Here is a 26,192-nt window from a genome sequence, read left to right on the forward strand (position 1 = left end):
GCGAGCAAGCTCGCTCCCACAGGGGACTGCGGTGAGTTGAAGACGCAAAAAAAAAACGCCCCGAATCAGTCGGGGCGTTTTTCATGACGAAGCAGCGGGGCTTACTTGCCCTGCCAGCGCTTGAGTACCAGGGTGGCGTTGGTGCCGCCGAAACCGAAGCTGTTGCTCATCACGGTGTCGATTTTGGCGTCTTCACGGGTCTTGGTCAGGATCGGCAGGTCGGCCACTTCCGGGTCCAGCTCGTCGATGTTGGCCGAACCGGCGATGAAGTTGCCTTCCATCATCAGCATGCAGTAGATCGCTTCGTGAACGCCAGCGGCGCCCAGGGAGTGACCCGACAGGCTCTTGGTGGAGCTGATGGCCGGGGCCTTGTCGCCGAACACTTCACGCACACCTTTCATTTCCGCAACGTCACCGACCGGGGTCGAGGTGCCGTGGGTGTTCAGGTAGTCGATGGGGGTATCCACGGTGGACATGGCCATCTGCATGCAGCGAATAGCACCTTCGCCGCTCGGGGCCACCATGTCGTAGCCGTCGGACGTGGCGCCGTAGCCAACGATTTCGGCGTAGATTTTCGCGCCGCGGGCCAAGGCGTGTTCCAGTTCCTCGACCACCACCATGCCACCACCACCGGCGATGACGAAACCGTCACGGTCGGCATCGTAGGCACGCGAGGCTTTCTCGGGGGTGTCGTTGCGCTTGCTGGACAGGGCGCCCATGGCATCGAACAGGAACGACTGGCTCCAGTGTTCTTCTTCACCGCCGCCGGCAAAGACGATGTCCTGCTTGCCCATCTGGATCTGTTCCATGGCGGTACCGATGCAGTGTGCACTGGTGGCGCAGGCCGAAGCGATGGAGTAGTTCAGGCCCTTGATCTTGAAGGGCGTGGCCAGGCAGGCGGAAACGGTGCTGCTCATGGTCCGGGTGACACGATACGGGCCGACGCGCTTGACGCCTTTCTCGCGCAGGATGTCCAGTGCTTCCATCTGGTTGAGGGTCGAGGCGCCGCCGGAACCGGCAATCAGCCCGGTGCGCGGGTTGGACACCTGCTCTTCGGTCAGGCCCGAGTCAGCGATGGCATCCTTCATGGCCAGGTAGGCGTAAGCCGCTGCATGGCCGACGAAACGGTAGATCTTGCGGTCGATCAGCTCTTCGAGGTTGAGGTCAATGGAGCCGGAAACCTGGCTACGCAGACCCATTTCGGCGTATTCCGGGTTGAACCGGATGCCCGGGCGACTTGCACGCAGGTTAGCGGAGACGGTCTCTTTGTCATTGCCCAGGCAAGAAACGATGCCCAGACCAGTGATAACGACGCGGCGCATGCGGATAACCCTTAGAAGTTGTCAGTGGAGGTGAAAACGCCGACCCGAAGGCCTTCGGCGGTGTAGATCTCGCGACCGTCGACAGCCACCGAACCATCGGCGATGGCCATGTTCAGCTTGCCCTTGAGGACGCGTTTGATATGGATGTTATAGGTGATTTTCTTCGCGGTCGGCAGGACCTGACCGAAGAACTTCACTTCGCCCGAGCCCAGGGCGCGACCGCGGCCCGGCAGACCCTGCCAGCCGAGGAAAAAACCGACCAGCTGCCACATGGCATCCAGGCCCAGGCAGCCCGGCATTACTGGATCGCCTTCGAAATGGCAGGCGAAGAACCACAGGTCCGGAGTGATATCCAGCTCGGCGACCAATTCACCTTTGCCGTACTTGCCGCCCTCTTCGCTGATATGGGTGATACGGTCCACCATCAGCATGTTCGGGGCGGGCAGTTGCGCGTTACCTGGGCCGAACAGCTCACCGCGACTGCAGCGCAGCAGATCTTCCCGGGTAAAGGCGTTTTGTTTGGTCATGCGAGCTCCTCAATAATCCCATGCGGCAGGGTGGGGCGAATCTTCCCGGCCGATCGAAGCGTTCATGCCTCGCATCGGCAGCCTACCCATAGACTATTGCGTTGTAGTGAAAGTCACAGCGCAGAGGCAAATGAATGAACACCTGTGCACTGAAATATTAATTCAAGCCTCCAGTCGAGGCTCGTCGGGTGCCTAAGACTGCCGCACTTTCGCTTTCCACGCCAGCCACACGGGTTACTAATGCACCCAACGCTGCATAATTTGCTGCAGATCAGTTCTTTTGAACGGTTTTGCGAGGTAATCGTTCATGCCTGCCGTCAGACAGGCTTCGCGGTCGCCTTGTAGCGCGTTGGCCGTCAACGCGACGATCGGCACCGTGCCGCAGCCCGGCAGCTGGCGTATCTGTCGCGTGGCCTCGTAGCCATCGACGAGGGGCAGCCTGCAGTCCATCAGAATCAAGTCGAACATCAGGCTTTCGGCGCTGCGTATGGCCTGGGCGCCGTCGGAAGCGATGCTCACGGCGAAGCCCAGGCTGCGCAACATGGCTTCGATCACGGTCTGGTTGACCGGATTGTCCTCTACCAGCAGCACATGACGGCCTTCGCCGTCTCCCTTGTCGCCCGGCAATCGCGGCGCCAGGACCGGTGGGCTCTGCGTGGACAACGCCAGGGGAATTTCCAGGGTAAACACCGAACCCTGGCCTTCTTCGCTCTGCGCCCGCAGGGTACCTCCCATGCGTTCGGCCAGGGTCCTGGCGATGGGCAGGCCCAGGCCGGTGCCGCCATAGCGTCGGGAGATGGAGCTGTCCGCCTGCTGGAAGGCGTCGAACATGCGTTCCAGGCTTTCGGCCGGAATGCCAATGCCGCTGTCGCGTACCGCGCAGGTAAACCACAGCAGTTCGTGATCCAGGGCCTGCCACTGGCATTGCACGGTAACGCGGCCTTGCTCGGTGAACTTCAGCGCGTTGCCGATCAGGTTCACCAGAATCTGTCTGATCCGCGTCGGATCGCCTTGTACCCGCAAGGCATGCATGTCGTCGGGAATCAGCAAGTCCAGGCCCAGTTTGCGTTGTGCGGCGCTGTGCTGGAAGGACTGGGCACAACTGCTCACCAGTTCCGCCAGGTTGAACGGGATGTGCTCCAGCTCCAGGGCCGAGCGTTCAATGCGCGAGAAATCGAGGATGTCGTTGATTACCTTCAACAGGTGTTCGGTGGATTCCGAAGCCAGCGCCGTGTACTCCTGCTGCTCCTCGGTCATCCGGGTGGTTTCCAGCAGTTGCAGCATGCCCAGCACACCGTTCATGGGGGTGCGCAGTTCATGGCTCATCATCGCCAGGAACTCGGACTTGGCACTGTTGGCCTTTTCCGCTTCTTCGCGGGTCTTGATCAACTGTGCCATGGCCTGGTGCTGTTCCCGGCTGGCTTGCTCCAGCCCGTCGGCCAGGTTGTTGATATGGCGCGACAAGGCCCCGAGTTCGGCGTCGTCGACGATGGGCAGGGGCTTGCTGTAGTCGCCCTGCTGGATGGCCTTGACCGCATCGCCGATGTCGCGGATCGGCCGGGACAGGTTCAAAGCCAGGCGGCGCGCCACCAGAAAAGTGAAGAGCAAGGCGAACAGCGCCAGGATCGCGGCCTTTAGCAGAATCTCCTGTTGCCGTTGGCTGAAGGCGTCGCTGGACATGCCGACGACTACCCGCCCCAGGTAATCTTCGCCGGGCGTCTCGGCGGTCGGGTTGTTGCCTTGCAGGAAATCATTGTTCAGGGCGATGCGTTGCAGGCGCACCGGTGCCTGGAAGACTTCGATTTGCTGGGAGTGGCTGCGGTTCTGCGCCGGCTGTTCGACATACACCAACACCCGGTCCGTGGCGTCCTGGACTTCCAGGAAGCGCACGTGGGGCGTGGCCAGGGTGGCGGTGAGCAGACTTTCCAGCACCTCGTTGTTACCGGAGATAACCCCGTATTCCGTGGCCGGGGCCAGTTGGTTGGCGATCAGTTGGCCGGTGTGATTGAGTTCCTGGCGCAAGTCCTGGATCCGCACGAAGGTAAAGAAACTGATCAGCAGCACGGTCAGCAGCAACGCCGGGCCGAGGGAGATGAGCTGGGTGCGGGTATTGATATCCCAACGGCGACGCAAGGTCATGGGCGTTGTTCTCCTTCGGCCAACTGCGAAGCGACGGATTCGGTATCGATCGGTTCGATCCCCAGGGAACGCGCAACCTGGCGGTTACTCAAGACTTTGAAGCGGGGCGGATACAAGGTGCGCGGCCAACTGGAGGCGGGACGGTCAAGCAACTCGTCGAGAATCGCCAGCCAGTCTTCCTGGTCGCTGTAGGTGCTGGCCAGGCTGCCGGCCTTGACGAAGGCCGCGCTTGGCCCGATTAACGCACGTTGCCTGGCATAGCTGCTGAGCAGCAGGTTCTTCACGGTCTTGGGGTTGTACAAGTCGGGGTCATCAAGGCCCAGCAGCACATCGCTCTGGCCCAGCAGGTCTTGCAGGGGGCGGCTGTCATTGGTGTCGTCCCAGCGCTCGGTGACGATCTCCAAGCCCAACGGTGCCGCGACCTGGCGAATTTCCTTGAGCAGAAACTCACTGTGGCCGTCATACAGCACCCCGACTCTGCGCACCTGCGGGAGAACCGAGCGAATCAGCCGCAATTGTCGCGCCACGGGAGGATCGCTCCACAGCAGGCTCAGGTGAGGGGGTGTCGTTTCACCCAGGCGATCCCGCGCTTGCAGGCGGCTGATCCGCAGCACCAGCGTGGCCGGTCCTTGATGGGCTTGCAGGCGCCAATCGAGGCTGGGTAAATCCAGCAGGACCAACCGGGTATCAGCGGGCAACTTGTCCGGCGCCGGCAGGTTCGCCAGCGGGGTGAACCGCACGGTGTCTTCCGGACGCAGGGCTTTCAAGGCCTGGGTGAAGGATTGCACGCCGGGGCTGTCCTGGGCGCCCGTGAGCAGGATCTCGGCGGCCCGGGCCTCTATCACCGCCAACCAGCCGGCAAGCACCAGGCACAGCGCCAGCGGCAGGCGGCCGGAAAATGGCCTGGTGGGTGATCGGCCCCGGAACATCTAGAAGGACAACTCCGCGCTGAAATAAAGGACGTGCCGGGAGTCGTAGCGGTTATCGACGAACGTGGTGGGCTGATTGTCCAGGCGCTCTTGCAGGACCCCCGCCAGTTCCAGGTTGGCCTTGCCCAACGGGATGCGGCGGGCGAGGCGGGTATCGACCCGTTCGAAGCGATAACCGTTGAGGGCATCGGCGGCGTAATAGAACACCGAGCTGTTCCAACCCTGGCCCCAGTCCCGCAGCCAGCCGGCCGATCCGCTGTTGCGGGCGGTCAGTTGTTCGTCGAGGGGGTTGCTGGCCAGCGCATCGACATAGGCATAGGTCAGCCGCAGGCGGTCGGCGTTGGTCAGGCGCCAGTCGAGCTGGGTTTCGGCCCCGGAAAATTGCGACTCATTGGAGTTGCTGGCGATGTACTGGTTGTTGCGCAGCGGTTCGCTGATCATGCCGGTGATTTCGTCGTGGAACAGCCTCACGTCCACCGACAGGCCCACATCCATGAAGTAACCGTTGTAGCCCAGTTCCCGGGAACGCATGTGCTCCTGATCGAGGTTCCCCGGGCCGCGGGTCTGGACGAAATATCGGGCGCTGCTGCGGCCGAAGGCGCCGGGCTGGAGGTTGGTGACCTGGTAACTCCAGTTGACGTTGTTCTCGAACATGTCCGGTGAGCGCACCGCTTCGGAGTAAACCGCCCGCAGGCCATGGCGTGGCGTGATCAGGTAGTTGACCGCCACCCGCGGCGTCAGCGAACTGCCGGTCAGGCGGGTGTCTTCGAACATGGCACCGCCCTGCAGCAGCCAGTGCTCGGTGGCTCGCCATTCGAACTGGCCGAACAGCCGCCAGGTGGTGTCATCCAGGGTGCCGTTGAAATAGGTCTCGGAGTCGGCCCGGTCGTAGCGATAATTCGCCCCGGTGACCAGTCGCAGGCTGTCGGACAGGCTCAGCGTGTCCTGGATTTCCAGGTCGTAGCGCGATTCCCGGGCACTCTGATCGATATCACCGCACAACGTCCGCGATGCACCGTTGCGCCACTGATCGAGCACCTGGTTGGCCAGTGCCTGTTCCTGCGCCGTACCGGGCGGTGCACCGGTATTGGTGTAGGTGGGCATGTTGCGCGCCAGCTTCTCGGCGTAGTTGGGGTTGAGCTGCCAGAGATCGGTCAACTGTGGACTGAAGGACACCTCGGCATCACAGGCGCGCCAGGTTTGCTGGCGATCCCAATGCTGGAACGAGCCTTGTACATAAAGGCTGTGGTCGGGGTCCAGGTCCAGGTTCCAGCGCAGCGAACCGGCATAATCCTTGGCAATGACGTCGGAGTTATCCCCAGCGGCCGTGATCCCGGCAAATACTGGCCTGTAGGTGTAGGGCCGCTGGTTGGTCCCGTCCTTGGCGTTCAACTGCCAGTCGATGCTCTGCTGCTCGTCGAGGGTCTGGCTGACCGACAGGTTGAAGCGGTTCAAGCGTCGGCTGTCGCGGTAGTCGGCGCCGTTGCGGTTGCTGTCAAAGCCATCGTCTTCCTGGCCGGACAGCGAGAGCCGCATGTCACCGCCATCCCAGCCGCTGCCCTGGCTGGCGTACCAGTCGCTGATACCCCGTTGGCCCCGGGTCATTTTCAGCCGGGTGCCGTGGCTGTCGGCCGGGGCGCGCGTGATGATATTGACCACCGCCATCAGCGCGTTGGCGCCGTAGCTGACGGTGTTGGGGCCGCGGAAGACTTCGATTCGCTCGATGTCTTCCATGGCCACCGGAATGTCGCTCCAGTCCACTGTGGCCAGGCCAGCGCGGTACACCGAGCGGCCATCGATCAACACCTGCATGCGACGGGCCTCGCTGGCGTTGGTGCCGTGGTAGTTCACGGTGGGCTGGTTGCCGCTCAGGTTGCCGACCATCATGCCCGGCACCAGGCGCAACAGTTCGCTGATGTCTCGGGCGCCACTGGCTTTGATCAACTCGCTGTCCAGCACGGTCATACTGCCCGGCACCGCTGCCGGCGATTGCTTGAGTCGCGTCGCGGTCAGGACTTGAGGCAGGGGCTGGCTGTCGACAAACAAGTCGTCGGCCCATGCAGGCGGGCTGATGAGCAGCGCCAATAGCAGCGACGAACCTGGGCGGAGGGGGCCAACGGACACGGTATAGCCTTTGGGTAGCAGACGGATGGCAGGCATGTTAACTGAGCTGAGCGACTTTTCCAGTTGGGTTGATAGCATTTTCCTAGCAATTGGTGGTCAGCTTCCTACAACTGCGGGTCTTCACAGAGGGCTGGTCGGCATCCGGCCGCTCCGTATAATGCCCGGCATCGCCACTTGGTATGGATGAACGGATTGCATATGACTGAACAGCGCCCGATTGCGGTTCTGGGGGGCGGAAGTTTCGGTACCGCCGTGGCCAATCTGCTGGCCGAGAACGGCCACGCTGTACGCCAATGGATGCGAGACCCCGAGCAGGCCGAGGCCATTCGGGTCAATCGCGAGAACCCGCGTTACCTCAAGGGCATCAAGATCCGTCCGGAAGTGGAGCCCGTGACCGACCTGCAGGCGACACTCGACGGCAGTGATCTGTTTTTCGTCGCCTTGCCGTCCAGCGCCTTGCGTTCGGTGCTGGCGCCCCATGCCGAGCGCTTGAGCGGCAAACTGCTGGTCAGCTTGACCAAGGGCATCGAGGCCCAGACGTTCAAGCTGATGAGTGAGATTCTCGAAGACATCGCCCCCAAGGCGCGGATCGGGGTTATCTCAGGGCCGAACCTGGCGCGGGAAATCGCCGAGCACGCCTTGACCGCCACCGTGGTGGCCAGCGAAGACGAAGAACTGTGCCAGCGGGTCCAGGCTGCCCTTCACGGTCGTACCTTCCGGGTTTATGCCAGTGCCGACCGTTTCGGTGTGGAGCTGGGTGGGGCGTTGAAGAACGTCTATGCCATCATCGCCGGCATGGCGGTGGCGCTGGGGATGGGTGAGAACACCAAGAGCATGCTGATCACCCGGGCGCTGGCGGAAATGACCCGCTTTGCCGTCAGCCAGGGCGCCAACCCGATGACCTTCCTCGGGCTGGCCGGCGTGGGTGACCTGATCGTGACTTGTTCGTCGCCCAAGAGTCGTAACTACCAGGTCGGTTTCGCCCTTGGCCAGGGCCTGAGCCTGGACGAGGCCGTCTCCCGGTTGGGGGAAGTGGCCGAAGGGGTCAATACCCTCAAGGTGCTCAAGGCCAAGTCCCAGGAGACGGGTGTCTATATGCCGCTGGTCGCCGGGCTGCATGCGATCCTGTTCGAAGGGCGCACGCTGGAGCAGGTCATCGAACTGTTGATGCGCGGCGAACCCAAGACCGACGTCGATTTCATTTCCACCAGTGGCTTCAACTGAGCCTCTGCGATACAGGACAGGAGCGAACCATGAACGATCCCAGGGGCGAAGCCCAATACGAGTCCATTCTGTTACGTGTGTTGTGGATGATCATCTACCTGTTGGTCTGGCAGGTGGCGCAATTCATCCTCGGCGCCGTGGTACTCGTGCAATTGATTTATCGGCTGATCTACGGCGCACCCAGCGCCAGCCTGATGAACTTCGGCGACAGCGTGAGTCAGTTCCTGGCCCAGATTGGCCGATTCGGTACCTTCCACAGTGACCAGAAGCCCTGGCCGTTCGCGGATTGGCCAACCCCGCGTGCGCCGGAAGGGGAAGCGCCGCATGCCGTGGCGCCGGCTCCGCATCCGGTCCGGGACGAGGAGCCCAAGCTATGAACGTATGGGTATTGCGCCATGGTGAGGCCGAGCCTCACGGCTCCCGTCCCGATCCCGAGCGGACGCTGACCGCTCACGGTCGCGAAGAAGTGTTGCGCAGCGCCGCCGAGCTGATCGGGCGACCGTTGACCGCGATTTATGCCAGCCCCTACGTGCGTGCCCAGCAAACCGCGCAACTGGTGCGAGAGGTGCTGGGTTTCGAACCGGAACTGCTCACGGTTGACTGGCTCACCCCGCAAACCCGGCCGCAAACCGTCCTGGAACACCTCATGGACCGGGATAATGTGCTGGTGGTCAGTCATAACCCGCTGGTGGGCAGCCTGCTCGGCCTGGCCCAGCACGGTCATCTGCAACAACCTGAGCAGGTGCACACAGCTGGGTTGGCGGAGTTGGAAGGCGACTTGCCGCTGGCCGGCGCGATGACGCTCAAGGGCATCAAGCACCCCTGACTTGCTTCTGCAGATATTGAACCCTGCGCAAAATAACAACATGAAGGAAAGGCAACGATGAGTCTTTGGCGCACCACCCCCAACATCGAGCAACTGAACGCCGCGGGTAAGAACACCATCAGCGAGGTGCTGGACATTCGTTTCGAATCGTTCGACGACGAGTCGCTGACCGCCAGCATGGTCGTCGATCACCGCACCCACCAGCCGTTCGGCCTGCTGCATGGCGGGGCGTCGGTGGTACTGGCTGAAACGGTCGGATCCATGGCCGCCTATCTGTGCGTGGATACCAGCAAATACTATTGCGTGGGCCTGGAGATCAACGCCAACCATTTGCGTGGCGTGCGCAGCGGCCGGGTGACGGCCACGGCCCGGATGATCCACCTGGGTCGCACCACCCAGGTCTGGGACATTCGCCTGACCAACGATGACGGCAAGGTCAACTGCGTGTCACGGCTGACCATGGCGGTCGTTCCGTTGGGAGAGCAACCGCCGTCGCGTTGAGGTCTGTATCGCAGAATGCGGGATCTTGTGGCGAGGGGATTTATCCCCGCTGGGCTGCGAAGCAGTCCTGCATTCAGGCGACTCGGTATATCAGCTGATCGAATTGGCTGGTTTAGGGGCGCTTCGCACCCCAACGGGGATAAATCCCCTCGCCACCTAGACCTTGCTCAGTTTCAAAATCCGGCCGCCCATAGCCCAATCCCGACTGTCATCATTCCTGTCATTTACGGTCATTGCCGCCCCGCAGGGTTGTGCGGACAATCGGCTCCAGTTTCCTCGATGGATTGGCCGTCATGCCGCAACACATATTCTTCGCCCACGCCAATGGTTTCCCTTCGGCCACCTACGGCAAACTGTTTGCCGCGCTGGCGCCGCAGTTCCAGGTGACGTACCTGGAAACCCATGGCCATGACCCGCGTTTTCCGGTCGACGACAATTGGCACAATCTGGTGGACGAGCTCATTCATCATCTGGAGCAGCAACCGCAGCCGGTGTGGGGTGTCGGTCATTCCCTCGGTGGGGTGCTGCACCTGCATGCCGCGTTACGTTGCCCCCAGTTGTACCGCGGCGTGGTCATGCTCGATTCGCCGGTGCTGACCCGCGCCGATCAATGGGTGATCCTGGCCGCTAAGCGCCTGGGCTTCATCGACCGCCTGACGCCGGCCGGTCGCACCCTGGGGCGACGCGAGGAATTCGCGGATCTGGACTCGGCCCGGCAGTATTTTTCCGGCAAGACACTGTTCCGTGGCTTCGATCCGGATTGTTTCGACGCCTACTTGCAACATGGTCTCCAACCGGTCGGCGACCGGCTGCGACTGCGTTTCGACCCGGCCACGGAGATCAGCATTTATCGCGGCGTGCCCCACACCAGCCCTGGTCGGCCCCGCAAGCTCAAGGTGCCGTTGGCGGTGGTGCGCGGTCGCCAGAGTCGCGTGGTGATGCGTCATCACACTCGCACGGTGGGGCGCATGCCCCGTGGCGAAGCCTTGAGCATGCCGGGCGGGCATATGTTTCCCCTGGAACGTCCCCTGGACACGGCGAACCTGCTCAAGGATCTGTTTCAGCGCTGGGAGGGGCACAGTGCATGAATACAGTCGAGGAAGTGCGCCTGAGCCTGCCTCACATCGAGCTGGCCGCCCACCTGTTCGGGCCGGAAGACGGGCGTCCGGTGATCGCCTTGCACGGCTGGCTCGACAACGCCAACAGCTTCGCGCGCCTGGCTCCCCGGCTCGAAGGCTTGCGCATCATTGCCCTGGACATGGCCGGCCACGGTCATTCGGGGCATCGCCCGCCCGGTGCCGGTTACGCCTTGTGGGATTATGCCCATGATGTGCTGCAGGTCGCCGAACAACTGGGTTTGCAGCGTTTCGCCCTGCTGGGGCATTCCATGGGGGCCATCGTGTCGCTGGTGCTGGCCGGGTCATTGCCGGAGCGGGTGACGCACCTTGGGCTGATCGACGGTGTGATTCCCCCTACCGCCGCGGGCGATAACGCAGCCGAACGCATGGGCATGGCCTTGCAGGCGCAGTTGGATTTGCGGAAAAAAGCCAAACCGGTCTACAAGACCCTCGACCGCGCCATCGAAGCCCGCATGAAAGGGCTGGTGGCCGTCAGCCGCGAGGCGGCTGAGCTGCTGGCCCAGCGCGGGCTGATGCCGGTGCCCGGTGGGTACACCTGGCGCACCGATAACCGTCTGACCCTGCCGTCGCCGCTGCGCCTGACCGACGAACAGGCCATGGCCTTCGTCGGACGGGTCGGCTGTCCTGCCCATCTGATCGTGGCGGCCGAGGGCATGCTCGCCCGCCACCCCGAGTTGCTGGAGCGTCTACCCTTCAGTCATGAGCAGTTGCCTGGCGGCCATCATCTGCACTTGAACGATGAATCCGGTGCGGCGCTTGTAGCAGACTGTTTCAATCGGTTCTTCACCGTTTCTTGACTTGCGACGGGCAACTGTCGAGGCTGGGCGAGTTGAAAGGGAGACAACCATGACAGATCGCTGCTTACCCGCCTCACGGCCCAAGGTCGAAGCCGGGCTTGTGCAAGCAAGCCGGGCCAAGTCGATCCAATGAAATCATCCATCCCATCATTTGCACTGCTGGTGCTGGCCTGCCTGGGCCCGGCCGCGTTTGCCGCCGACGTGCCCGGTAGCCAGGACCTTGCGCGCGTGCCGCGCCTGCCCGATGCGCGGATCGTCGATTACCGGCAAGGCCGGGACCAGGAGCGGATCTACCCGCTGGGCGCGATCCGCAAGATCAGTGGCCAGTTGCGTTTCGACGGTCAGGTCGATGCCCGTGGCAACACCACGTCGGTTACCTACGAGTTGCCGCCGGAACATTCCGCCACCCAAGGGTTCACCGCCGCTCGCGAAGCGTTGCAGAAACAGGGCGCCGAATTGCTGTTCTGGTGCCAGGCCCGCGACTGCGGCGAAAGCAGTCTCTGGGCCAACGACGTATTCGGCAATGCCAAGCTCTACGGTGCCGACAACGGCCAGGCTTACCTGCTGCTGCGCCTGGCGCCGCCGACGGACAATACGCTGATCGCGCTGTACGGGATCACCCGCGGTAATCGCAAGGCGTACCTGCACGTCGAGCAGTTCGAGGCAAACGCGCCCCTGGGCGACTTGCTGCCGACATCTGCCACGTTGTTGCGCCAGCTCAAGGACACCGGCGTGCTGGACTTGCCGCGCCTGGTTGGCGATCCAGACGAAGCCTGGCTGCGCCTGCTGGCCCGGGCGTTGAACCTGGACACTGGCCTGCGGGTCAGCCTCTCGGGACCCAAGGCCGAGGCCTGGCGAGAGGCGCTGGCGAGCCAGGGGGTGCGGGCGGCGCGGATGGAGGCCGCCAGTGGCGATACCGCGGGCCTGCACCTTGAGCTGCTGCGATAAGCTGTTTCGGGCAACGGGCTGCTGGCCGTTGCCTCGACCCTGTTCTTTTTCCGAGACCCTACATGCTTAATAACGATCGGCTGTTGGTGCAGATCCTGCTCCTGGTGTTGTTCGGCGCAAGCCTTTGGGTGATGGCGCCGTTCTGGTCGGCGCTGTTCTGGGGCGCGGTGCTGGCGTTCGCCAGTTGGCCGCTGATGCGCCTGTTGACCCGCTGGCTCAATGGACGCGAATCCCTGGCGGCGGGACTGCTCACCCTTGGCTGGATGTTGTTGGTGGCGGTACCGCTGGTGTGGCTGGGTTCCAACCTGGCCGACCATGTGCGCGACGCGACGGCATTCATCCGGGACGTGCAGGTCGACGGCCTGCCGGACGCGCCGCAATGGCTGGCCGGCTTGCCGCTGGTGGGCGGGCGGCTGATGGCGATCTGGAACAGCATCGATCAGCAGGGCGCGGCAATGATGGTGTCCATCAAGCCGTACCTGGGACAAGTGGGTAACTGGCTGCTGGCGCGCAGCAAGCAGATCGGCGGTGGCATCCTCGAACTGACCCTGAGTATTGTGTTAGTGTTCTTTTTCTACCGTGACGGCCCGCGGCTGGCGGCGTTTGTCCACAGTTTGCTGGAGCGCCTGATCGGTGACCGTGCCGGTTACTACATCGAGCTGGTGGCCGGTACGGTGCAGCGGGTGGTCAACGGCGTGATCGGCACCGCCGCGGCCCAGGCCGTGCTGGCGCTGATCGGCTTCCTGATTGCCGGGGTACCGGGTGCGCTGGTGCTGGGGATCGTCACTTTCCTGCTCAGCCTGATCCCCATGGGGCCTCCCCTGGTCTGGATCCCTGCCACGGCCTGGTTGGTGTGGAAGGGCGAATACGGGATGGCGGTGTTCCTGGGCATCTGGGGGACGTTCATCATCAGCGGCGTGGACAACGTACTCAAGCCCTACCTGATCAGCCGCGGCGGGAACCTGCCGCTGGTCATCGTGTTGCTGGGGGTGTTCGGCGGGTTGATCGCGTTCGGCTTCATCGGGCTGTTCATCGGCCCGACCTTGTTGGCCGTGGCGTACAGCCTGTTGACGGACTGGAGCAAGAGCCAGGCGCGGTAGTGGTCTGGCGCATGGATCTTTACTGCGAGGGGGCAAACTCCTTTGCCAAAAAAACAGGCCGCCACGTTCAGCACGGTCAGGTCGTGGTGGATAACTCAGGCGCGAGGCAGGCGGATGACGGCCGTCAATCCGCCGCCTGGGGTTTCTTCCAGGCTCAATTGTCCGCCCAGGCGTTCGGCGGCTTCCCGGGCGATGGTCATGCCCAGGCCAACACCTCCGGAGTTGCGGTTGCGCGAACCTTCCAGCCGATAGAAAGGTTCGAAGACTGCCTCGCGCTTGTCTTCGGCGATACCTGGCCCCTGGTCGATGACCCGGATCAGCAAATGGGAGCCTTGGTCATCGAGGGTAATCAGTGCATGACCGGCGTAGCGCAAGGCATTGTCCATGAGATTGGCTATGCACGAGCGCAACGCCATCGGCTGCACCAGCAGCGGCGCGCAGGAACCCATGACCTGCACTTCGGCGCCATGGTCCTGGGCGTTTTCACTCAAGGACTCCACCAAGGCCTGCACGTCCATCCATTGCAGTGCTTCACTGGTGCGCTGTTCGTGCAGGTAGGTCAGCGTGGCGTCGAGCATGCCGATCATGTCATCCAGGTCCTGGCGCATCTGGCCTTGCAACTTGGCGTCATCGATCTGTTCCAGGCGCAGCTTGAGCCGCGAAAGGGGAGTGCGCAGGTCGTGGGACACCGCCCCGAGCATGCGCGAGCGTTGCTGGACCTGTTCGCGTATGCGCTGTTGCATCAGGTTGAATGTATGGGCCGCCTGCCGGGCTTCACGAGGGCCGGTTTCGTCCAGCTGCGGGCTGTCGAGGTCCTCGCTCAGGCGCTCGGCTGCATCGCTCAGGCGCTGGATCGGTCGGGTCAGCAGTTTGGCGCCATACCACGCCGCGACGATCAGGCACACGAACTGAAACGTCAGCGGCACCACCGGGCCGCCGAACCAGGGGCGAGGCGGGCGCCCGTGCGGGGAACCGAAGGGCGGCGGCCCTTCACCTGGACGGGAAAACTCAGGCGGCGGCCTGGGAGGGGGCGGCTGGTCGTAATGAAAAAACCAGGCGAAGGCCAGCAGGTGCGCCAGGACGATTGCCAACAGCAGCATGCCGAACAGGCGGCCGAACAGGGAGTCGAGGCGCAGTTGCATCAGCCGATGTCCCTGGCGTCGAACAGGTAACCTTCACCGCGAACGGTCTTGATCAATTGCGGGGCCTTCGGGTCGTCGCCCAGTTTCTGGCGCAGGCGCGAGACCAGCAGGTCGATGCTGCGGTCGAAGGCCTCGATGGAACGTCCACGGGCGGCGTCCAGCAGTTGTTCGCGGCTGAGCACCCGGCGCGGTCGTTCGAGGAAGACCCACAACAGTCGGAATTCGGCGTTGGACAGCGGTACCACCAGCCCCTGGGCGGAGATCAGTTGGCGCAGCACGCTGTTGAGTCGCCAGTTATCGAAGCGGATATTGGCCCGTTGCTCGGTGCGATCGTCGCGTACCCGCCGCAGGATCGTCTGGATCCGTGCCACCAGCTCCCTGGGTTCGAAAGGCTTGGCCATGTAATCGTCGGCACCCAGTTCCAGGCCGATGATGCGATCGGTCGGTTCGCAACGGGCGGTGAGCATCAGGATCGGAATGTCCGATTCGGCGCGCAGCCATCGGCACAGTTGCAGGCCGTCTTCGCCCGGCAACATCAGGTCGAGCACGATCACGTCGAAATGCTCGGATTGCATGGCCTGGCGCATGGCCGCGCCGTCGCTCACGCCGCTGGCGTGGATGTTGAAACGGGCCAGGTAGTCGATCAACAGTTCGCGGATCGGTACATCGTCATCGACGATCAGCGCACGGATGCTCCAGCGCTTGTCGTCGCAGGCTTTTTGATCGTCAGAATTGGCAACGGGGGTGTTCTGCATGGATGCTTCATCTGCCTGTCAGGCTGCCATCCGCGTAGAACGGTGGCAGGGTTGTGGCTTCAGCATAAGCTCCGTGCCGCGAGGCGTGAAGCGCTGCAAGGGTGGGGGGCGGCGGCGAACGGTAGCGTGCGGGCGTGTTGTGCGCATGTCATGAGTGTATCGGTTTGGACACAAAGCACCCCGTCGTCCATGCTGGTGGGCGCGCGATGAGGATTTACCGATCATCGGGTCCCGCACGGGCGCTGGTTCCGCTACAATGCGCGCCGATTTCGACTTGCCTGAGAGCCCGCTCATGTCCGCCTGCCAGACGCCCATCATCGTCGCCCTGGATTTCCCTACCCGTGACGCCGCCCTGAAGCTGGCCGACCAGCTGGACCCCAGCCTCTGCCGGGTCAAGGTTGGCAAGGAGCTGTTTACCAGCTGCGCTTCGGAGATTGTCGGTACCCTGCGGGACAAGGGATTCGAAGTGTTCCTGGACCTGAAATTCCACGACATTCCCAATACCACCGCCATGGCCGTCAAGGCTGCCGCGGAGATGGGCGTGTGGATGGTCAACGTGCACTGCTCCGGCGGCTTGCGCATGATGGCTGCCTGCCGTGACGTACTGGATCAGCGCAGCGGTCCGAAACCGCTGCTGATCGGTGTGACGGTTTTGACCAGCATGGAGCGCGAGGACCTGGCGGGCATCGGCCTGGACATCGAGCCCCAGGAGCAGGTATTGCGCCTGGCGGCGCTGGCGCAGAAGGCGGGGCTGGATGGCCTGGTCTGTTCGGCCCAGGAGGCCCAGGCCCTGAAGGCGGCGCATCCGTCCTTGCAACTGGTGACTCCGGGAATCCGTCCGGCAGGCAGCGCCCAGGACGATCAGCGCCGCATCCTGACCCCGCGCCAGGCCCTGGACGCCGGCTCCGATTACCTGGTGATCGGCCGTCCGATCAGCCAGGCGGCCGACCCCGCCAAGGCATTGGCGGCGGTGGTGGCCGAACTGGCCTGATCGAACACTGAAGTTCCCTTGTGGGAGCGAGCTTGCTCGCGAAAGCGGTGTGTCATTCAACAATAAAGTCGACTGATCTACCGCATTCGCGAGCAAGCCCGCTCCCACAAGTGCAATGCATCAGACCTTCAATACCAGCTTCCCGAAGTTCTCCCCGCTGAACAACTTGGTCAACGTCTCGGGGAATGTCTCCAGCCCCTCGACGATGTCTTCCTTGCTTTTGAGCTGCCCCTTGGCCATCCAGCCAGCCATTTCCTGTCCCGCAGCGGCAAACCGCGCGGCGTAGTCCATGACCACGAAGCCTTCCATGCGCGCCCGGTTCACCAGCAGCGACAAGTAGTTGGCCGGGCCTTTCACGGCTTCCTTGTTGTTGTACTGGCTGATGGCGCCGCAAATAACGACGCGGGCCTTGAGGTTCAGGCGGCTGAGTACCGCATCCAGGATATCGCCCCCGACATTGTCGAAATACACATCTACGCCGTTGGGGCATTCGCGCTTGAGTCCGGCATGGACATCTTCGTTCTTGTAGTCGATGGCGCCGTCGAACCCCAGCTCATCGATCAGGAACTTGCATTTGTCGGCACCACCGGCGATGCCCACCACCCGGCAGCCTTTGATCTTGGCGATCTGCCCGGCGATGCTGCCCACGGCGCCGGCGGCACCCGACAGCACCACCGTTTCGCCGGCCTTGGGGGCGCCGACGTCCAGCAAGGCAAAGTAGGCGGTCATGCCGGTCATGCCCAGTGCGGACAGATAACGTGGCAGCGGCGCCAGTTTCGGATCGACTTTGTAGAAGCCTCTTGGCTCCCCCAGGAAATAGTCCTGCACGCCCAAGGCGCCGTTGACGTAATCCCCGACTGCAAATGCCGGGTTGTTCGAGGCAATTACCTGGCCCACGCCCAGGGCACGCATCACCTCACCAATGCCGACCGGAGCAATGTAGGACTTGCCCTCGTTCATCCAGCCACGCATGGCCGGGTCCAGGGACAGATATTCGTTCTTGACCAGAATCTGGCCGGGCCCCGGTTCGCCGACCGGCACTTGTTGATAAGTGAACGTCTCACGGGTCGCGGCGCCTACCGGGCGTTTGGCGAGCAGGAATTGGCGATTGGTCTGGGCAGTCATGGCTGGCACTCAATATGAATGAAGCCTTGTTGATAGACCCTTGAAGGATTTGTCGCAAGGTTAGCTGACACAGCGAATGCACGCCGATCCAACGCAGTGATGTCGCCGCCGGGCCTGTTATCACTGGCACCCATGAACAGCCAACCGGCACCTGGATAGTGCTGCCGTGTGACGCGAGGCTGTGGCTACACTGGCCTGATCCCGTATCCTTCGAGGAACAGACAATGAGCATGACGTTTTCCGGACAGGTCGCCGTAGTCACGGGCGCCGCCGCAGGCATTGGCCGCGCTACTGCCCAGGCGTTCGCGGCGCAAGGGTTGAAAGTGGTGGCGGCCGATCTGGACAGGGCTGGTGGCGAAGACACGGTGCGGTCGATTCTGGACGCGGGCGGCGAGGCGGTATTCGTGCGCTGCGATGTGACCCAGGAAAGCGAAGTGCAAAACCTGATGAGTGAGGTGATCAATACGTACGGTCGCCTCGATTACGCCTTTAACAATGCCGGGATCGAAATCGAGAAGGGCAAGCTGGCCGACGGTACGCTCGATGAGTTCGACGCGATCATGGGCGTCAATGTCAAAGGCGTCTGGTTGTGCATGAAATACCAATTGCCGTTGCTGCTGGCCCAGGGCGGTGGCGCCATCGTCAATACCGCCTCGGTGGCCGGCCTGGGCGCGGCGCCGAAAATGAGCATCTATGCGGCTTCCAAGCACGCTGTGATCGGCCTGACCAAATCCGCTGCCATCGAATACGCCAAGAAGGGAATCCGCGTGAATGCGGTCTGTCCGGCGGTGATCGACACGGACATGTTCCGTCGTGCCTACGAAGCGGACCCGAAAAAGGGCGAATTCGCCAACGCCATGCATCCTGTGGGACGTATCGGCAAGGTCGAGGAAATCGCCTGCGCCGTGTTGTATCTGTGCAGTGACGGCGCGGCATTCACCACCGGTCATTCGTTGGCGGTGGACGGCGGCGTTACGGCTTTTTGAAGCAAGCTTGTAGGAAGAAGCCCGCACTGGTTGCGGGCTTTTTTCTTGAGAGACGGAAACCTTCTTGAATGTCTCGCCAATGTGTTTCAAAGGATGAGATTCAGCGATTTTGGCGGCGTTGTCGTACCTCCTTTCCGAGCACCCTGTGCTTAACTGTTTCCCTAAAAGCAAACTGTTTCCAGAAATAAAACAAACGCTTAGGAGCTTGGTTACTCATGGAATTGAGAATCGACCGACAGGCCCTGGTGCCTGTCGTGCAGCAAATCGTCGACGCACTGACCGGCTGGATTCGACAGGATGCGGTACAACCGGGAACGCGTCTGCCCTCCATTCGGCAACTGGCGCGGGATAACCTGCTCAGCCAGTCCAGTGTGAATGAAGCCTGTGAGCGCCTGGTTGCCCAAGGCATATTGGCGTCCCGTCATGGCTCAAGTTTTTTCGTGGCTCCACCACCTCTGGCCGGGTCTGTATCCGGCGACTGGCCGGACGAGGCGCCGTTCATCCAGGTCGGCCGGGTCGACGACGCACAGTGGGAGCTGCAACTGGGAGGTGGCGGGCTGCCCGAGCGCTGGCGCGAAAGCGATGACCTGGGTTACGCGATCCGCCAGGTGACCCGCACCGACATGGCGGGGCTGTTCAACTACAGCACGCCATTGGGGCTGCCCGCATTGCGCGAGCAACTGTCCAGGCGTTTGAGGCAGCTCAATATCGATGCCGACGTAAGCCGGATCCTGACCACGACGGGGGCGACCCATGGGCTGGACCTGATCGTGCGAACCCTGCTTCGGCCGGGATGCTGCGTCGTAGTGGAAAGTCCCGGTTATTCGAGCCTGTTCGAGTTACTCAGGCTTCACCGCATCGACATGATCGAATTACCCCGGACGCCCCGTGGCCCGGATGTCGATGCGCTGCAAGCGCTGCTGGCCAGTCACCGGCCCAGCGCCCTGTTCGTCAACAGTGCCTGCCATAACCCGACCGGAAGCAGCCTGGCGCCGGCTGTGGCCCAGCGGCTGCTGCAACTGGCAAGGAAGCACGCCATGCTGGTAGTCGAAGACGATGTCTACGCTGACTTTCAGGGCACCGCGCGGACCCGGCTGGCAGCGCTGGATGCGGAGGTCCTTTACGTTGGCAGTTTTTCGAAAACCCTGAGCAGTTCGTTGCGGGTAGGTTTCGTGGTGGCCGGACCCGATGTCATCGAGCGACTGAGCGAGGTCAAGGGGATCACCAGCATGGGCGGTTCGCGGTTCTGTGAATCGGTTGTGGCCAGCCTGTTGGCCAATGGTGCCTATCGCAAACTGACCCAGCGTCAACGGCAACGTCTGAATGTCGACATGGCGGCGGTGCTGCAGGTGCTGGAAGATGCCGACTGGACAGTCTTCGGCAAGCCGGCGGGGGGGCTGTTCATCTGGGCGCGTCCGCCCTTGTGCGACTACGCTGGATTACAGCGCCTGGCCAAGCGGTTCGGCGTGCTGTTGTCTTCGCGTACGGCGTTCAGCCCTTCAGGCGCCGAAAGCGACTGGCTACGGATCAATGTGGCCTATGCCCGGGATCCCAGGGCACTGGCGTTCTTCCGGGCGACGGCTTTGGATCGACCTCCAGTGTTCTGAAAACGACGGGGTTGTAGCTTTTTGCCATTATTCCGACGCCAGCATCTTGTGTTGGAGGGTGTCTGGTTGCGAATCTGCGATCACACACACTGGCAGAGGACTGAGCGCAATGATTTCGGCCGTGCAAGGACGTTTTGCCAACCTGGGTATGGCAAAGAAATTGGGGATCGGGTTTGTCCTGGTGCTGTTGCTCACTGCTGTGGTGGCGGCCATCGGTGTCTGGTCCCTGCAAACCATCAGCCAGCGCTTCGGTGGTTTGAAACAGATGTCGGCCCTTAACAGCGAACTGCTCAAGGTCCGGTTGCTGGAGCAGGAATATGCCTTGCGCTCCGACCCCAAGACCGTCGATGCCCTGCGCCAGGGTGTCGATGGGCTGCTTGCTCTGGCAAATGAACTCAAGACGAAATCGACTGCCAACGTGCCGGTGATGAATGACGTCGAACAAGCCCTGGCGGCTTATCGCAAGGCGTTCGATGAATTTGTCGAATTGAACCAGAGCAAGGAGCTGGCGTTGGAAATGGCCAGTTGGTCGGTTTCCAGCGTCGCCAATAACCTGGATGTGCTGCAAGCAGGGCTGGCGGATGATGGCGCCTATACCTTGAAAGATTCCGAAGGCAAGGAAGGGGCCGAGTTCATCGAACAGGCCAATCAGGTCAGCGAAGTGTCACGGTTGATGCTGCAGGCCATGAACGAAGCGCGGGTGCGCCTCGACCAGAGCCGCAAAGGCAATGAAGAAGCAGGGCAAGGCGACATCGAACAGGCCGAGCAGGCCATGAAGCAGGCCGAAGTGCTCAAGACCGCCGTCAAGGACGCGGGTTACCAGACCGTGCTTAACGAAGTGGCCGGGCATATTGCCGGGTTCAAGCAGCAACTTGCCGACTACACCGGCCTGTTGGCCAAGGAAAAGATTGTCTACGGGCAACTGCATGAACGCGCCGCTCAAGTCGTGGAACGGGTCAACCAGGCCTACAACGCCGAAGACGGTGCCATGCAGGCGGAACTGAAGAAAAACTCCTTGCTGATCGTCGGTTCGTCGGCCCTGGCCTTGCTGGTGGGGTTGATCGCGGCCTGGGTCATCACTCGTCTGATCGTTGCACCGCTGCGCAGTGTCATCCGTGTGGCTCAGCAGATCGCCTCGGGTGACTTGAGCGCAACGATCGAGGTGACGCGGCGGGATGAAATCGGCCAATTGATGCTGGCGATGCAGCAGATGGGGGCCGGTCTGAGCAGCATTGTCAGTGGCTTGCAGGCCGGGATCGAACAACTGGCCAATTCTGCCCAGTCCCTCTCGGCCGTGACCGAACAGACCAACCTGGAAGTCAGCAGCCAGAAAGAGGAAACCGAGCAAGTCGCCACGGCCATGAACCAGATGACCGCCACGGTGCACGATGTGGCGCGCAATGCCGAAGAAGCGGCCCAGGCGGCCCAGACCGCCGATGACAAGGTCGAAAGCGGCCAGCAGGTGGTGCGCCAGAGCATGGTGCGCATCGAGCAATTGGCCGATTCGGCCACTTCGGCCAGCTCCAGCATCGAAAACCTCAGCGCTGAAATCCAGAACATTGGCACTGTGTTGAGTGTGATCAAGAGCGTGGCCGAGCAAACCAACCTGCTGGCGCTCAATGCGGCCATCGAGGCGGCACGGGCTGGCGAACAGGGGAGGGGATTCGCGGTGGTAGCCGATGAAGTGCGCGCTCTGGCACGGCGCACGCAACAGTCCACCGAGGAAATCGAACGACTGGTCAGCGCCTTGCGTGCAGCTGCCCAGACGTCCGTGCAACAGATTCAGAGCAGTGGCGAGCTGGTGAAGATGGCGGTCAGCGATGCGCTACAGACCGAAAGCGCGTTGGGCAGCATCGCGACAGCGGTGTCGTTGATCCAACAGATGAACCAGCAGATTGCGGCAGCAGCCGAGCAGCAGAGTTCGGTAGCCGAGGAGATCAATCGTAGTGTCACCAGCATTCGCGCCAGCGCCGATCAATCTTCCCTGGCGATGCAGGGCAACGCCGCGTCCAGCATTGAACTGGCGCAGTTAGGCGTTGAGCTGAAGGGGATGGTGGGGCATTTCAAATTGTAAGCGTGTAGGAGGAAGGCTTCCGCGATGAAGAGCGTGGCGGCCCTCGAGACTCGAGGCGCCCCTATCGCGAGCAAGCTTTACTCCCACAGTGTCTTCAGGTGTACCAGGTCACTCAGTCGTAGACCCTTTTCTTCTTCCATTCCGATTCCTCTTCGTCTTCCTTGAGCCCAGCGGTCAACTGGTTGACTTCGTTCTCGGCTGCCTTGGTGCTGGCCAGGACCATGGCATTGGCGCGCTCCAGAAGTTTTTCAAGATAGGCCAATTGTTCGGCGTAGACCTGGGGTTCCTGCTGTTTGCGCAGGTACTGCACGCCGCGCTCGAACGCCAGGCGTGCCTGCCCGGGTTGTTCCTGTTGCAGGGCCTGTTGACCGAGATTGTTGAAGAATTCGATGTGCAGCAGGACCAGGATGTGCCGTACTTCCCGAATCCAGCGCTTGGCTTCGTTGGGGGGCAGGAAACCGTCCTGGGCGGCCCGTGTGATCTGGCCATGCAGGGCTTCGAGCAAAAAGCGCACGTCCTTTGCCTTGGCTTCTGTCAGGATCGGCGCCGGTGGATTGTTCACCGGGATCGATTCGCCTTGGGCGGCCAGCGCGTTGAGTTCGTCCAGGCGCGCCTTTACCGCGGCATTACTCTTCTCCATATTCAGCAAACGCTGGCAAACGTTGATCTCCAGACGGGTGATCAACAGCTTCAGGGCCGGGGTCATCAATTGGCCGGGAAAGGTTTCGGTGAGTTCGCCGCAACGACGCAGGCGGTCGTTGAGTTCAACCTTGGTGCGGGCCTTTTCCAGCTTGTTGTTCTCCGCCACGTGGTTCATGTAACCAATGGCGATCAACAGTGCGATCCCGGCTACGACGAGCAGGGTGATCATGAGTGGTGTCACCGGTAAGACCTCTTTTATAGGGTTCGCATACTTCAGTGTAGTGGCTTGGCTTTTAAGCGCATAGGCCCGCAAGACGACATTAGACGGGCGTCATGCCGTTTGCAGGGCGCCCAGGAACTGGATGCACATTGCCACTATTTGTCCGGCGCGACTATAGCGTCTTGGCGGGCGACAGAATATAGGCGTCAGAGACTGGGCGGGCGAAATGTCCGAATAGGCCCTTAAACCGGGGGAAGTCATTGATTTAAATAAATTTATATCTGGGGGTTGACGACCTGCCCAACCATCCATAGAATGCGCGCCACTTACAGCGTAAAGCACTCAGCCAAACGCGATAAGCAGTGAATGTTGTACGTGTGTCCCCTTCGTCTAGTGGCCTAGGACACCGCCCTTTCACGGCGGTAACAGGGGTTCGAGTCCCCTAGGGGACGCCAATGCGGGAATAGCTCAGTTGGTAGAGCACGACCTTGCCAAGGTCGGGGTCGCGAGTTCGAGTCTCGTTTCCCGCTCCAATTTTAAGCAGCCTTGCTTTCGGGCAGGGTTGAGTGAAACCAGAAACGATATCTTCGGATGTGGTTCTGGGCACTGGAACACACACCAATGTGTTCCGGGCAGCGTGTCCCCTTCGTCTAGTGGCCTAGGACACCGCCCTTTCACGGCGGTAACAGGGGTTCGAGTCCCCTAGGGGACGCCATTTGCGGGAATAGCTCAGTTGGTAGAGCACGACCTTGCCAAGGTCGGGGTCGCGAGTTCGAGTCTCGTTTCCCGCTCCAAATTCAAAAAACGCCGCTCAATGAGCGGCGTTTTTTTATGCCCGTAAAAAAGTGCTCAGTCCTCCAGGCTATGAACCAGATTCTCAAGCGCCTCGACGCTGGTTTCTTCCGGCGAGGGCTGGATGGCGATCGCTGTTCGCATATGACGCGCCAAACGGTATTCGCTGGGTGTGCAGTTGGCGAATTGCTTGAAGGCACGGGCAAAGTAGGACGGATCCTTGAAGCCGGCCTCGTAGCCGATGCTGGTGATGGGCATCTCGCTGTTATCCAGCAGCTCCTTGGCAAAGCTCATGCGTTTGTTCAGCACGTAGTCGGTGAAGCCCAGTCCGTTGGCCTCCTTGAACAGTCGACTGAAGCGAAACGTGGTCATGCCGCAACGCTTGGCCAGGTCCCGTTGATCGATGCTGTCGCGAAAATGCTGGTCGATGTACAGCATGATGTGGCTGAGCGCCTGGTGTTTCTGGTGTCCTGAGGTCAGGCGGATGCTGTCCGGCAAGATGGGCGCGTGGTCAATCAGCGAAGTCTTGCCACGGCTGCCGTTATTGCGCCGCAACTCGCATAACTGCACCACGGCAGCCAGGTAGCGCTTTCTTTCTGTGGCTGACAGGGGAAGCACCATGTATTCCCAGACGCTGGAGCGCATGGCCCAGACCGCCAGTTCTTCGGAGTGCTGTACGGTGAACATGGTGATCGGGATGGCGGGTACGGTGCGCTTGATCTCCAGCAGGCGCCTCAAGCCCGGTGTGTCCGGCCTGTCAAAATGGATGCAGATCATGTCGACCTGCTCCCCGGTAGGCAGCACGGCATTTTTTGCCACCGTGCAGATACAGGTGGCCTCGAACTGGGTGATGAGTTCTTTTGTGGAGCGATCGCGAGTCAGATCGAACCACAACAACCTTGGCTTACCGGTCAGATTCGACGTCATGTGCGTACTCAGTGGTTCTTCCTGCCCTTTAGCCGGAAGTATCGCCAATGTGCTATCACCGCGCCGAATAAATTTCTATAAGAAACACCTTTTTCATCGCGATACCTGATCGAGCTTTCCCCGCCGTCTCCGCGCAAAAAAATCCTAGCGATGTGCAAAATCCTCCTAACGGCTATCCCGCCCCCCTGACTAGGGTTGCATCAGGCAGTTCGCAATGTACTGCCTTCTAAACAACCCCGATGAGGTGTGCGAAATGACTCTTCAAACTATCAAGGCTTCGGTAATGAAGTTCGCCAAAGATGAAGATGGGCTGACCATTGTGGAATACGCAGTGGCCGGTGGGTTGATCACGGTATTGGTCGCCGCGGCCTTCGTTCTTCTGGGCGGCGCCGTGAACACGAAGATCCGTGCTCTGTGCCAGGCCGTCAACGGCAACGTTGCCTGCTGATCGCAACACTTGAATGGGGGACACGGCAACTGTCATGGAATAGCGCTTGCGACTCTTTTGCTGTGAGTACAACCCACTTATTCAAACGGACTTCGCGTTGTCCCCGACCACCAGGTTATTCGCCGTACAACTTATGTAGTTGAGGTAAATAAAATGACTCTGCACACAATCAGAACTTCCATCGGCAAGTTCGTTAAAGATGAAGAAGGCCTGACCATCGTTGAATATGCGGTGGCGGGTGGCTTGATCACCGTGGCGGTGGCCGCGGCCTTCGTACTGTTGGGCGGCGCTGTGGATACCAAGATCCGTGCGCTGTGCCAGGCCGTCAATGGCAACGTCGCCTGCTGACGATAACCGCAACCGGGAGACGCGCCATGTCCATGGAATTGCTGGTGTCGACGGTACTACTGCTGGGACTTTTGGGCGTGGCGGTGGCGAGCGATCTGCTTCGCCACCGTATACCCAACGTGCTTGTCCTGTTGGGGCTTGCCCTTGGACTGACCAGCCAGGTTTATACAGCCGGCATCGGCGGGCTGGGCGACAGCCTGCTGGGCATGCTGATCTGCTTCGGTTTGTTTTTGCCCATGTACGCGGTGGGCGGCATGGCGGCCGGGGACGTCAAGCTGATGACCATGGTCGGCAGCTTCCTGCCCTTTCATTACGCATTGTGGGCGGCCTTGTTCAGCCTGATCGCCGGCGGCGTGTGCGGTTTCCTGATCGTCCTGGCCCGCGGCCAACTGCTTCAGACCCTCGGGCGTTACTGGCTGATTGTTCGCGCCCAGTCTTACCTGGCGCCCACGGCCGATGAAGTGGCCGGCAAGCCCTTTCCTTATTCGATTGCGATCCTGATCGGCACCTTGAACAGCGTCTACTGGCAACTGGTTGCCGGCGGCTGGGGAGTCTAGTC

At 61.5% G+C, this 26,192-nt stretch carries 25 protein-coding genes, 4 tRNA genes and 1 pseudogene; 20 read left to right on the forward strand and 10 right to left on the reverse strand.

Annotated features, from left to right (window positions below; genetic code table 11):
- Positions 1–101: 101 nt before the first annotated feature.
- The 5 genes from fabB to EGM97_RS06595 all read right to left on the reverse strand — a co-directional run bounded on the left by fabB (position 102) and on the right by EGM97_RS06595 (position 7,041).
- A complete protein-coding gene (fabB, locus tag EGM97_RS06575; RefSeq protein ID WP_232777467.1) occupies positions 102–1,322 on the reverse strand; it encodes a beta-ketoacyl-ACP synthase I in 1,221 nt (406 codons plus the stop codon).
- An 11-nt stretch (positions 1,323–1,333) separates the two neighbouring features.
- On the reverse strand, positions 1,334–1,849 hold the full coding sequence (gene fabA, locus EGM97_RS06580) for a 3-hydroxyacyl-[acyl-carrier-protein] dehydratase FabA (RefSeq protein WP_003204400.1): 516 nt from the start codon (positions 1,847–1,849) through the stop codon (positions 1,334–1,336).
- Positions 1,850–2,086: 237 nt separating this feature from the next.
- On the reverse strand, positions 2,087–3,988 hold the full coding sequence (locus EGM97_RS06585) for an ATP-binding protein (RefSeq protein ID WP_238965452.1): 1,902 nt from the start codon (positions 3,986–3,988) through the stop codon (positions 2,087–2,089).
- Entirely contained in the window at positions 3,985–4,917 is a 933-nt protein-coding gene (locus tag EGM97_RS06590) for an ABC transporter substrate-binding protein (protein WP_238965451.1), read from the reverse strand. The genes EGM97_RS06585 and EGM97_RS06590 overlap by 4 nt, the downstream gene beginning before the upstream one ends.
- Entirely contained in the window at positions 4,918–7,041 is a 2,124-nt protein-coding gene (locus EGM97_RS06595) for a TonB-dependent receptor plug domain-containing protein (RefSeq protein ID WP_238965450.1), read from the reverse strand.
- Between the two features lie 198 nt (positions 7,042–7,239).
- Here EGM97_RS06595 and EGM97_RS06600 point away from each other — a divergent pair, with 198 nt between their 5' ends.
- The 8 genes from EGM97_RS06600 (at position 7,240) to EGM97_RS06635 (ending at position 13,576) form a co-directional block, all read left to right on the forward strand.
- Complete coding sequence (locus EGM97_RS06600) at positions 7,240–8,265, forward strand: NAD(P)H-dependent glycerol-3-phosphate dehydrogenase (RefSeq protein ID WP_053150010.1); 1,026 nt, start codon at positions 7,240–7,242, stop codon at positions 8,263–8,265.
- Between the two features lie 29 nt (positions 8,266–8,294).
- Positions 8,295–8,642, forward strand: coding sequence for a DUF4389 domain-containing protein (locus EGM97_RS06605; RefSeq protein ID WP_238965449.1), 348 nt, complete (start codon positions 8,295–8,297; stop codon positions 8,640–8,642).
- Positions 8,639–9,091: a phosphohistidine phosphatase SixA gene (gene sixA / locus EGM97_RS06610; RefSeq protein WP_238965448.1), complete on the forward strand. Its 453-nt coding sequence runs from the start codon at positions 8,639–8,641 to the stop codon at positions 9,089–9,091. Before EGM97_RS06605 ends, sixA begins: the two co-directional genes overlap by 4 nt.
- 57 nt (positions 9,092–9,148) lie before the next feature.
- Complete coding sequence (locus EGM97_RS06615; RefSeq protein ID WP_238965447.1) at positions 9,149–9,592, forward strand: hotdog fold thioesterase; 444 nt, start codon at positions 9,149–9,151, stop codon at positions 9,590–9,592.
- 293 nt (positions 9,593–9,885) lie between these two features.
- Positions 9,886–10,680, forward strand: a complete 795-nt coding sequence (locus EGM97_RS06620; protein WP_238965446.1) for an alpha/beta fold hydrolase — start codon at positions 9,886–9,888, stop codon at positions 10,678–10,680.
- A complete protein-coding gene (locus EGM97_RS06625) occupies positions 10,677–11,528 on the forward strand; it encodes an alpha/beta hydrolase (protein WP_238965445.1) in 852 nt (283 codons plus the stop codon). The genes EGM97_RS06620 and EGM97_RS06625 overlap by 4 nt, the downstream gene beginning before the upstream one ends.
- A gap of 141 nt (positions 11,529–11,669) precedes the next feature.
- On the forward strand, positions 11,670–12,476 hold the full coding sequence (locus EGM97_RS06630; RefSeq protein ID WP_477788790.1) for a DUF4892 domain-containing protein: 807 nt from the start codon (positions 11,670–11,672) through the stop codon (positions 12,474–12,476).
- Positions 12,477–12,538: 62 nt separating this feature from the next.
- Positions 12,539–13,576, forward strand: a complete 1,038-nt coding sequence (locus EGM97_RS06635; protein ID WP_238965443.1) for an AI-2E family transporter — start codon at positions 12,539–12,541, stop codon at positions 13,574–13,576.
- A gap of 95 nt (positions 13,577–13,671) precedes the next feature.
- Here EGM97_RS06635 and EGM97_RS06640 read toward each other — a convergent pair whose 3' ends face one another.
- Both EGM97_RS06640 and EGM97_RS06645 read right to left on the reverse strand, forming a co-directional pair.
- Positions 13,672–14,718, reverse strand: coding sequence for a HAMP domain-containing sensor histidine kinase (locus tag EGM97_RS06640; protein ID WP_238965442.1), 1,047 nt, complete (start codon positions 14,716–14,718; stop codon positions 13,672–13,674).
- On the reverse strand, positions 14,718–15,473 hold the full coding sequence (locus EGM97_RS06645; protein WP_238965441.1) for a response regulator: 756 nt from the start codon (positions 15,471–15,473) through the stop codon (positions 14,718–14,720). The genes EGM97_RS06640 and EGM97_RS06645 overlap by 1 nt, the downstream gene beginning before the upstream one ends.
- A 292-nt stretch (positions 15,474–15,765) precedes the next feature.
- Between EGM97_RS06645 and pyrF the strand changes: the two genes are divergently transcribed.
- A complete protein-coding gene (gene pyrF / locus EGM97_RS06650; protein WP_172679608.1) occupies positions 15,766–16,464 on the forward strand; it encodes an orotidine-5'-phosphate decarboxylase in 699 nt (232 codons plus the stop codon).
- Positions 16,465–16,584: 120 nt separating this feature from the next.
- Here pyrF and EGM97_RS06655 read toward each other — a convergent pair whose 3' ends face one another.
- Complete coding sequence (locus EGM97_RS06655) at positions 16,585–17,589, reverse strand: NADP-dependent oxidoreductase (protein WP_238965440.1); 1,005 nt, start codon at positions 17,587–17,589, stop codon at positions 16,585–16,587.
- 224 nt (positions 17,590–17,813) lie between these two features.
- Between EGM97_RS06655 and EGM97_RS06660 the strand changes: the two genes are divergently transcribed.
- The 4 genes and pseudogenes from EGM97_RS06660 to EGM97_RS06675 all read left to right on the forward strand — a co-directional run bounded on the left by EGM97_RS06660 (position 17,814) and on the right by EGM97_RS06675 (position 22,256).
- Positions 17,814–18,575, forward strand: a complete 762-nt coding sequence (locus tag EGM97_RS06660; protein WP_238965439.1) for an SDR family oxidoreductase — start codon at positions 17,814–17,816, stop codon at positions 18,573–18,575.
- A 215-nt stretch (positions 18,576–18,790) separates the two neighbouring features.
- Positions 18,791–20,182, forward strand: a complete 1,392-nt coding sequence (locus tag EGM97_RS06665) for an aminotransferase-like domain-containing protein (protein ID WP_238965438.1) — start codon at positions 18,791–18,793, stop codon at positions 20,180–20,182.
- A 148-nt stretch (positions 20,183–20,330) separates the two neighbouring features.
- A pseudogene (locus EGM97_RS06670) lies at positions 20,331–21,395 on the forward strand (HAMP domain-containing protein); the annotation flags it as partial.
- The gene (locus EGM97_RS06675; protein ID WP_477788791.1) at positions 21,393–22,256 is read left to right on the forward strand and encodes a methyl-accepting chemotaxis protein; all 864 of its coding nucleotides are present in this window, start codon (positions 21,393–21,395) and stop codon (positions 22,254–22,256) included. The pseudogene EGM97_RS06670 and the gene EGM97_RS06675, both read left to right, overlap by 3 nt.
- Positions 22,257–22,368: 112 nt before the next feature.
- On the opposite strand, the gene EGM97_RS06680 is transcribed toward EGM97_RS06675, so the two are convergent.
- Positions 22,369–23,127, reverse strand: coding sequence for a VHS/ENTH/ANTH domain-containing protein (locus tag EGM97_RS06680; RefSeq protein ID WP_238965436.1), 759 nt, complete (start codon positions 23,125–23,127; stop codon positions 22,369–22,371).
- A 370-nt stretch (positions 23,128–23,497) separates the two neighbouring features.
- On the opposite strand from EGM97_RS06680, the gene EGM97_RS06685 reads away from it, so the two are divergent.
- From EGM97_RS06685 to EGM97_RS06700, 4 genes are all read left to right on the forward strand, one after another.
- A tRNA-Glu gene (locus EGM97_RS06685) sits at positions 23,498–23,573 on the forward strand.
- A gap of 2 nt (positions 23,574–23,575) precedes the next feature.
- Positions 23,576–23,651: transfer RNA gene (locus tag EGM97_RS06690), tRNA-Gly, on the forward strand.
- A 106-nt stretch (positions 23,652–23,757) separates the two neighbouring features.
- A tRNA-Glu gene (locus EGM97_RS06695) sits at positions 23,758–23,833 on the forward strand.
- Between the two features lie 3 nt (positions 23,834–23,836).
- Positions 23,837–23,912: transfer RNA gene (locus tag EGM97_RS06700), tRNA-Gly, on the forward strand.
- 55 nt (positions 23,913–23,967) lie between these two features.
- Here EGM97_RS06700 and EGM97_RS06705 read toward each other — a convergent pair.
- Positions 23,968–24,837, reverse strand: coding sequence for an AraC family transcriptional regulator (locus tag EGM97_RS06705; protein ID WP_238962781.1), 870 nt, complete (start codon positions 24,835–24,837; stop codon positions 23,968–23,970).
- A 253-nt stretch (positions 24,838–25,090) separates the two neighbouring features.
- Between EGM97_RS06705 and EGM97_RS06710 the strand changes: the two genes are divergently transcribed.
- The 3 genes from EGM97_RS06710 to EGM97_RS06720 all read left to right on the forward strand — a co-directional run bounded on the left by EGM97_RS06710 (position 25,091) and on the right by EGM97_RS06720 (position 26,190).
- Entirely contained in the window at positions 25,091–25,285 is a 195-nt protein-coding gene (locus tag EGM97_RS06710) for a Flp family type IVb pilin (RefSeq protein WP_053150053.1), read from the forward strand.
- Between the two features lie 153 nt (positions 25,286–25,438).
- On the forward strand, positions 25,439–25,633 hold the full coding sequence (locus EGM97_RS06715; protein ID WP_238962780.1) for a Flp family type IVb pilin: 195 nt from the start codon (positions 25,439–25,441) through the stop codon (positions 25,631–25,633).
- Positions 25,634–25,659: 26 nt separating this feature from the next.
- Positions 25,660–26,190: an A24 family peptidase gene (locus tag EGM97_RS06720; protein WP_238962779.1), complete on the forward strand. Its 531-nt coding sequence runs from the start codon at positions 25,660–25,662 to the stop codon at positions 26,188–26,190.
- Positions 26,191–26,192: the final 2 nt, after the last annotated feature.

The organism is Pseudomonas sp. AF32 (assembly GCF_022342325.2).
GTDB classification, from domain to species: Bacteria; Pseudomonadota; Gammaproteobacteria; order Pseudomonadales; family Pseudomonadaceae; genus Aquipseudomonas; species Aquipseudomonas uvaldensis.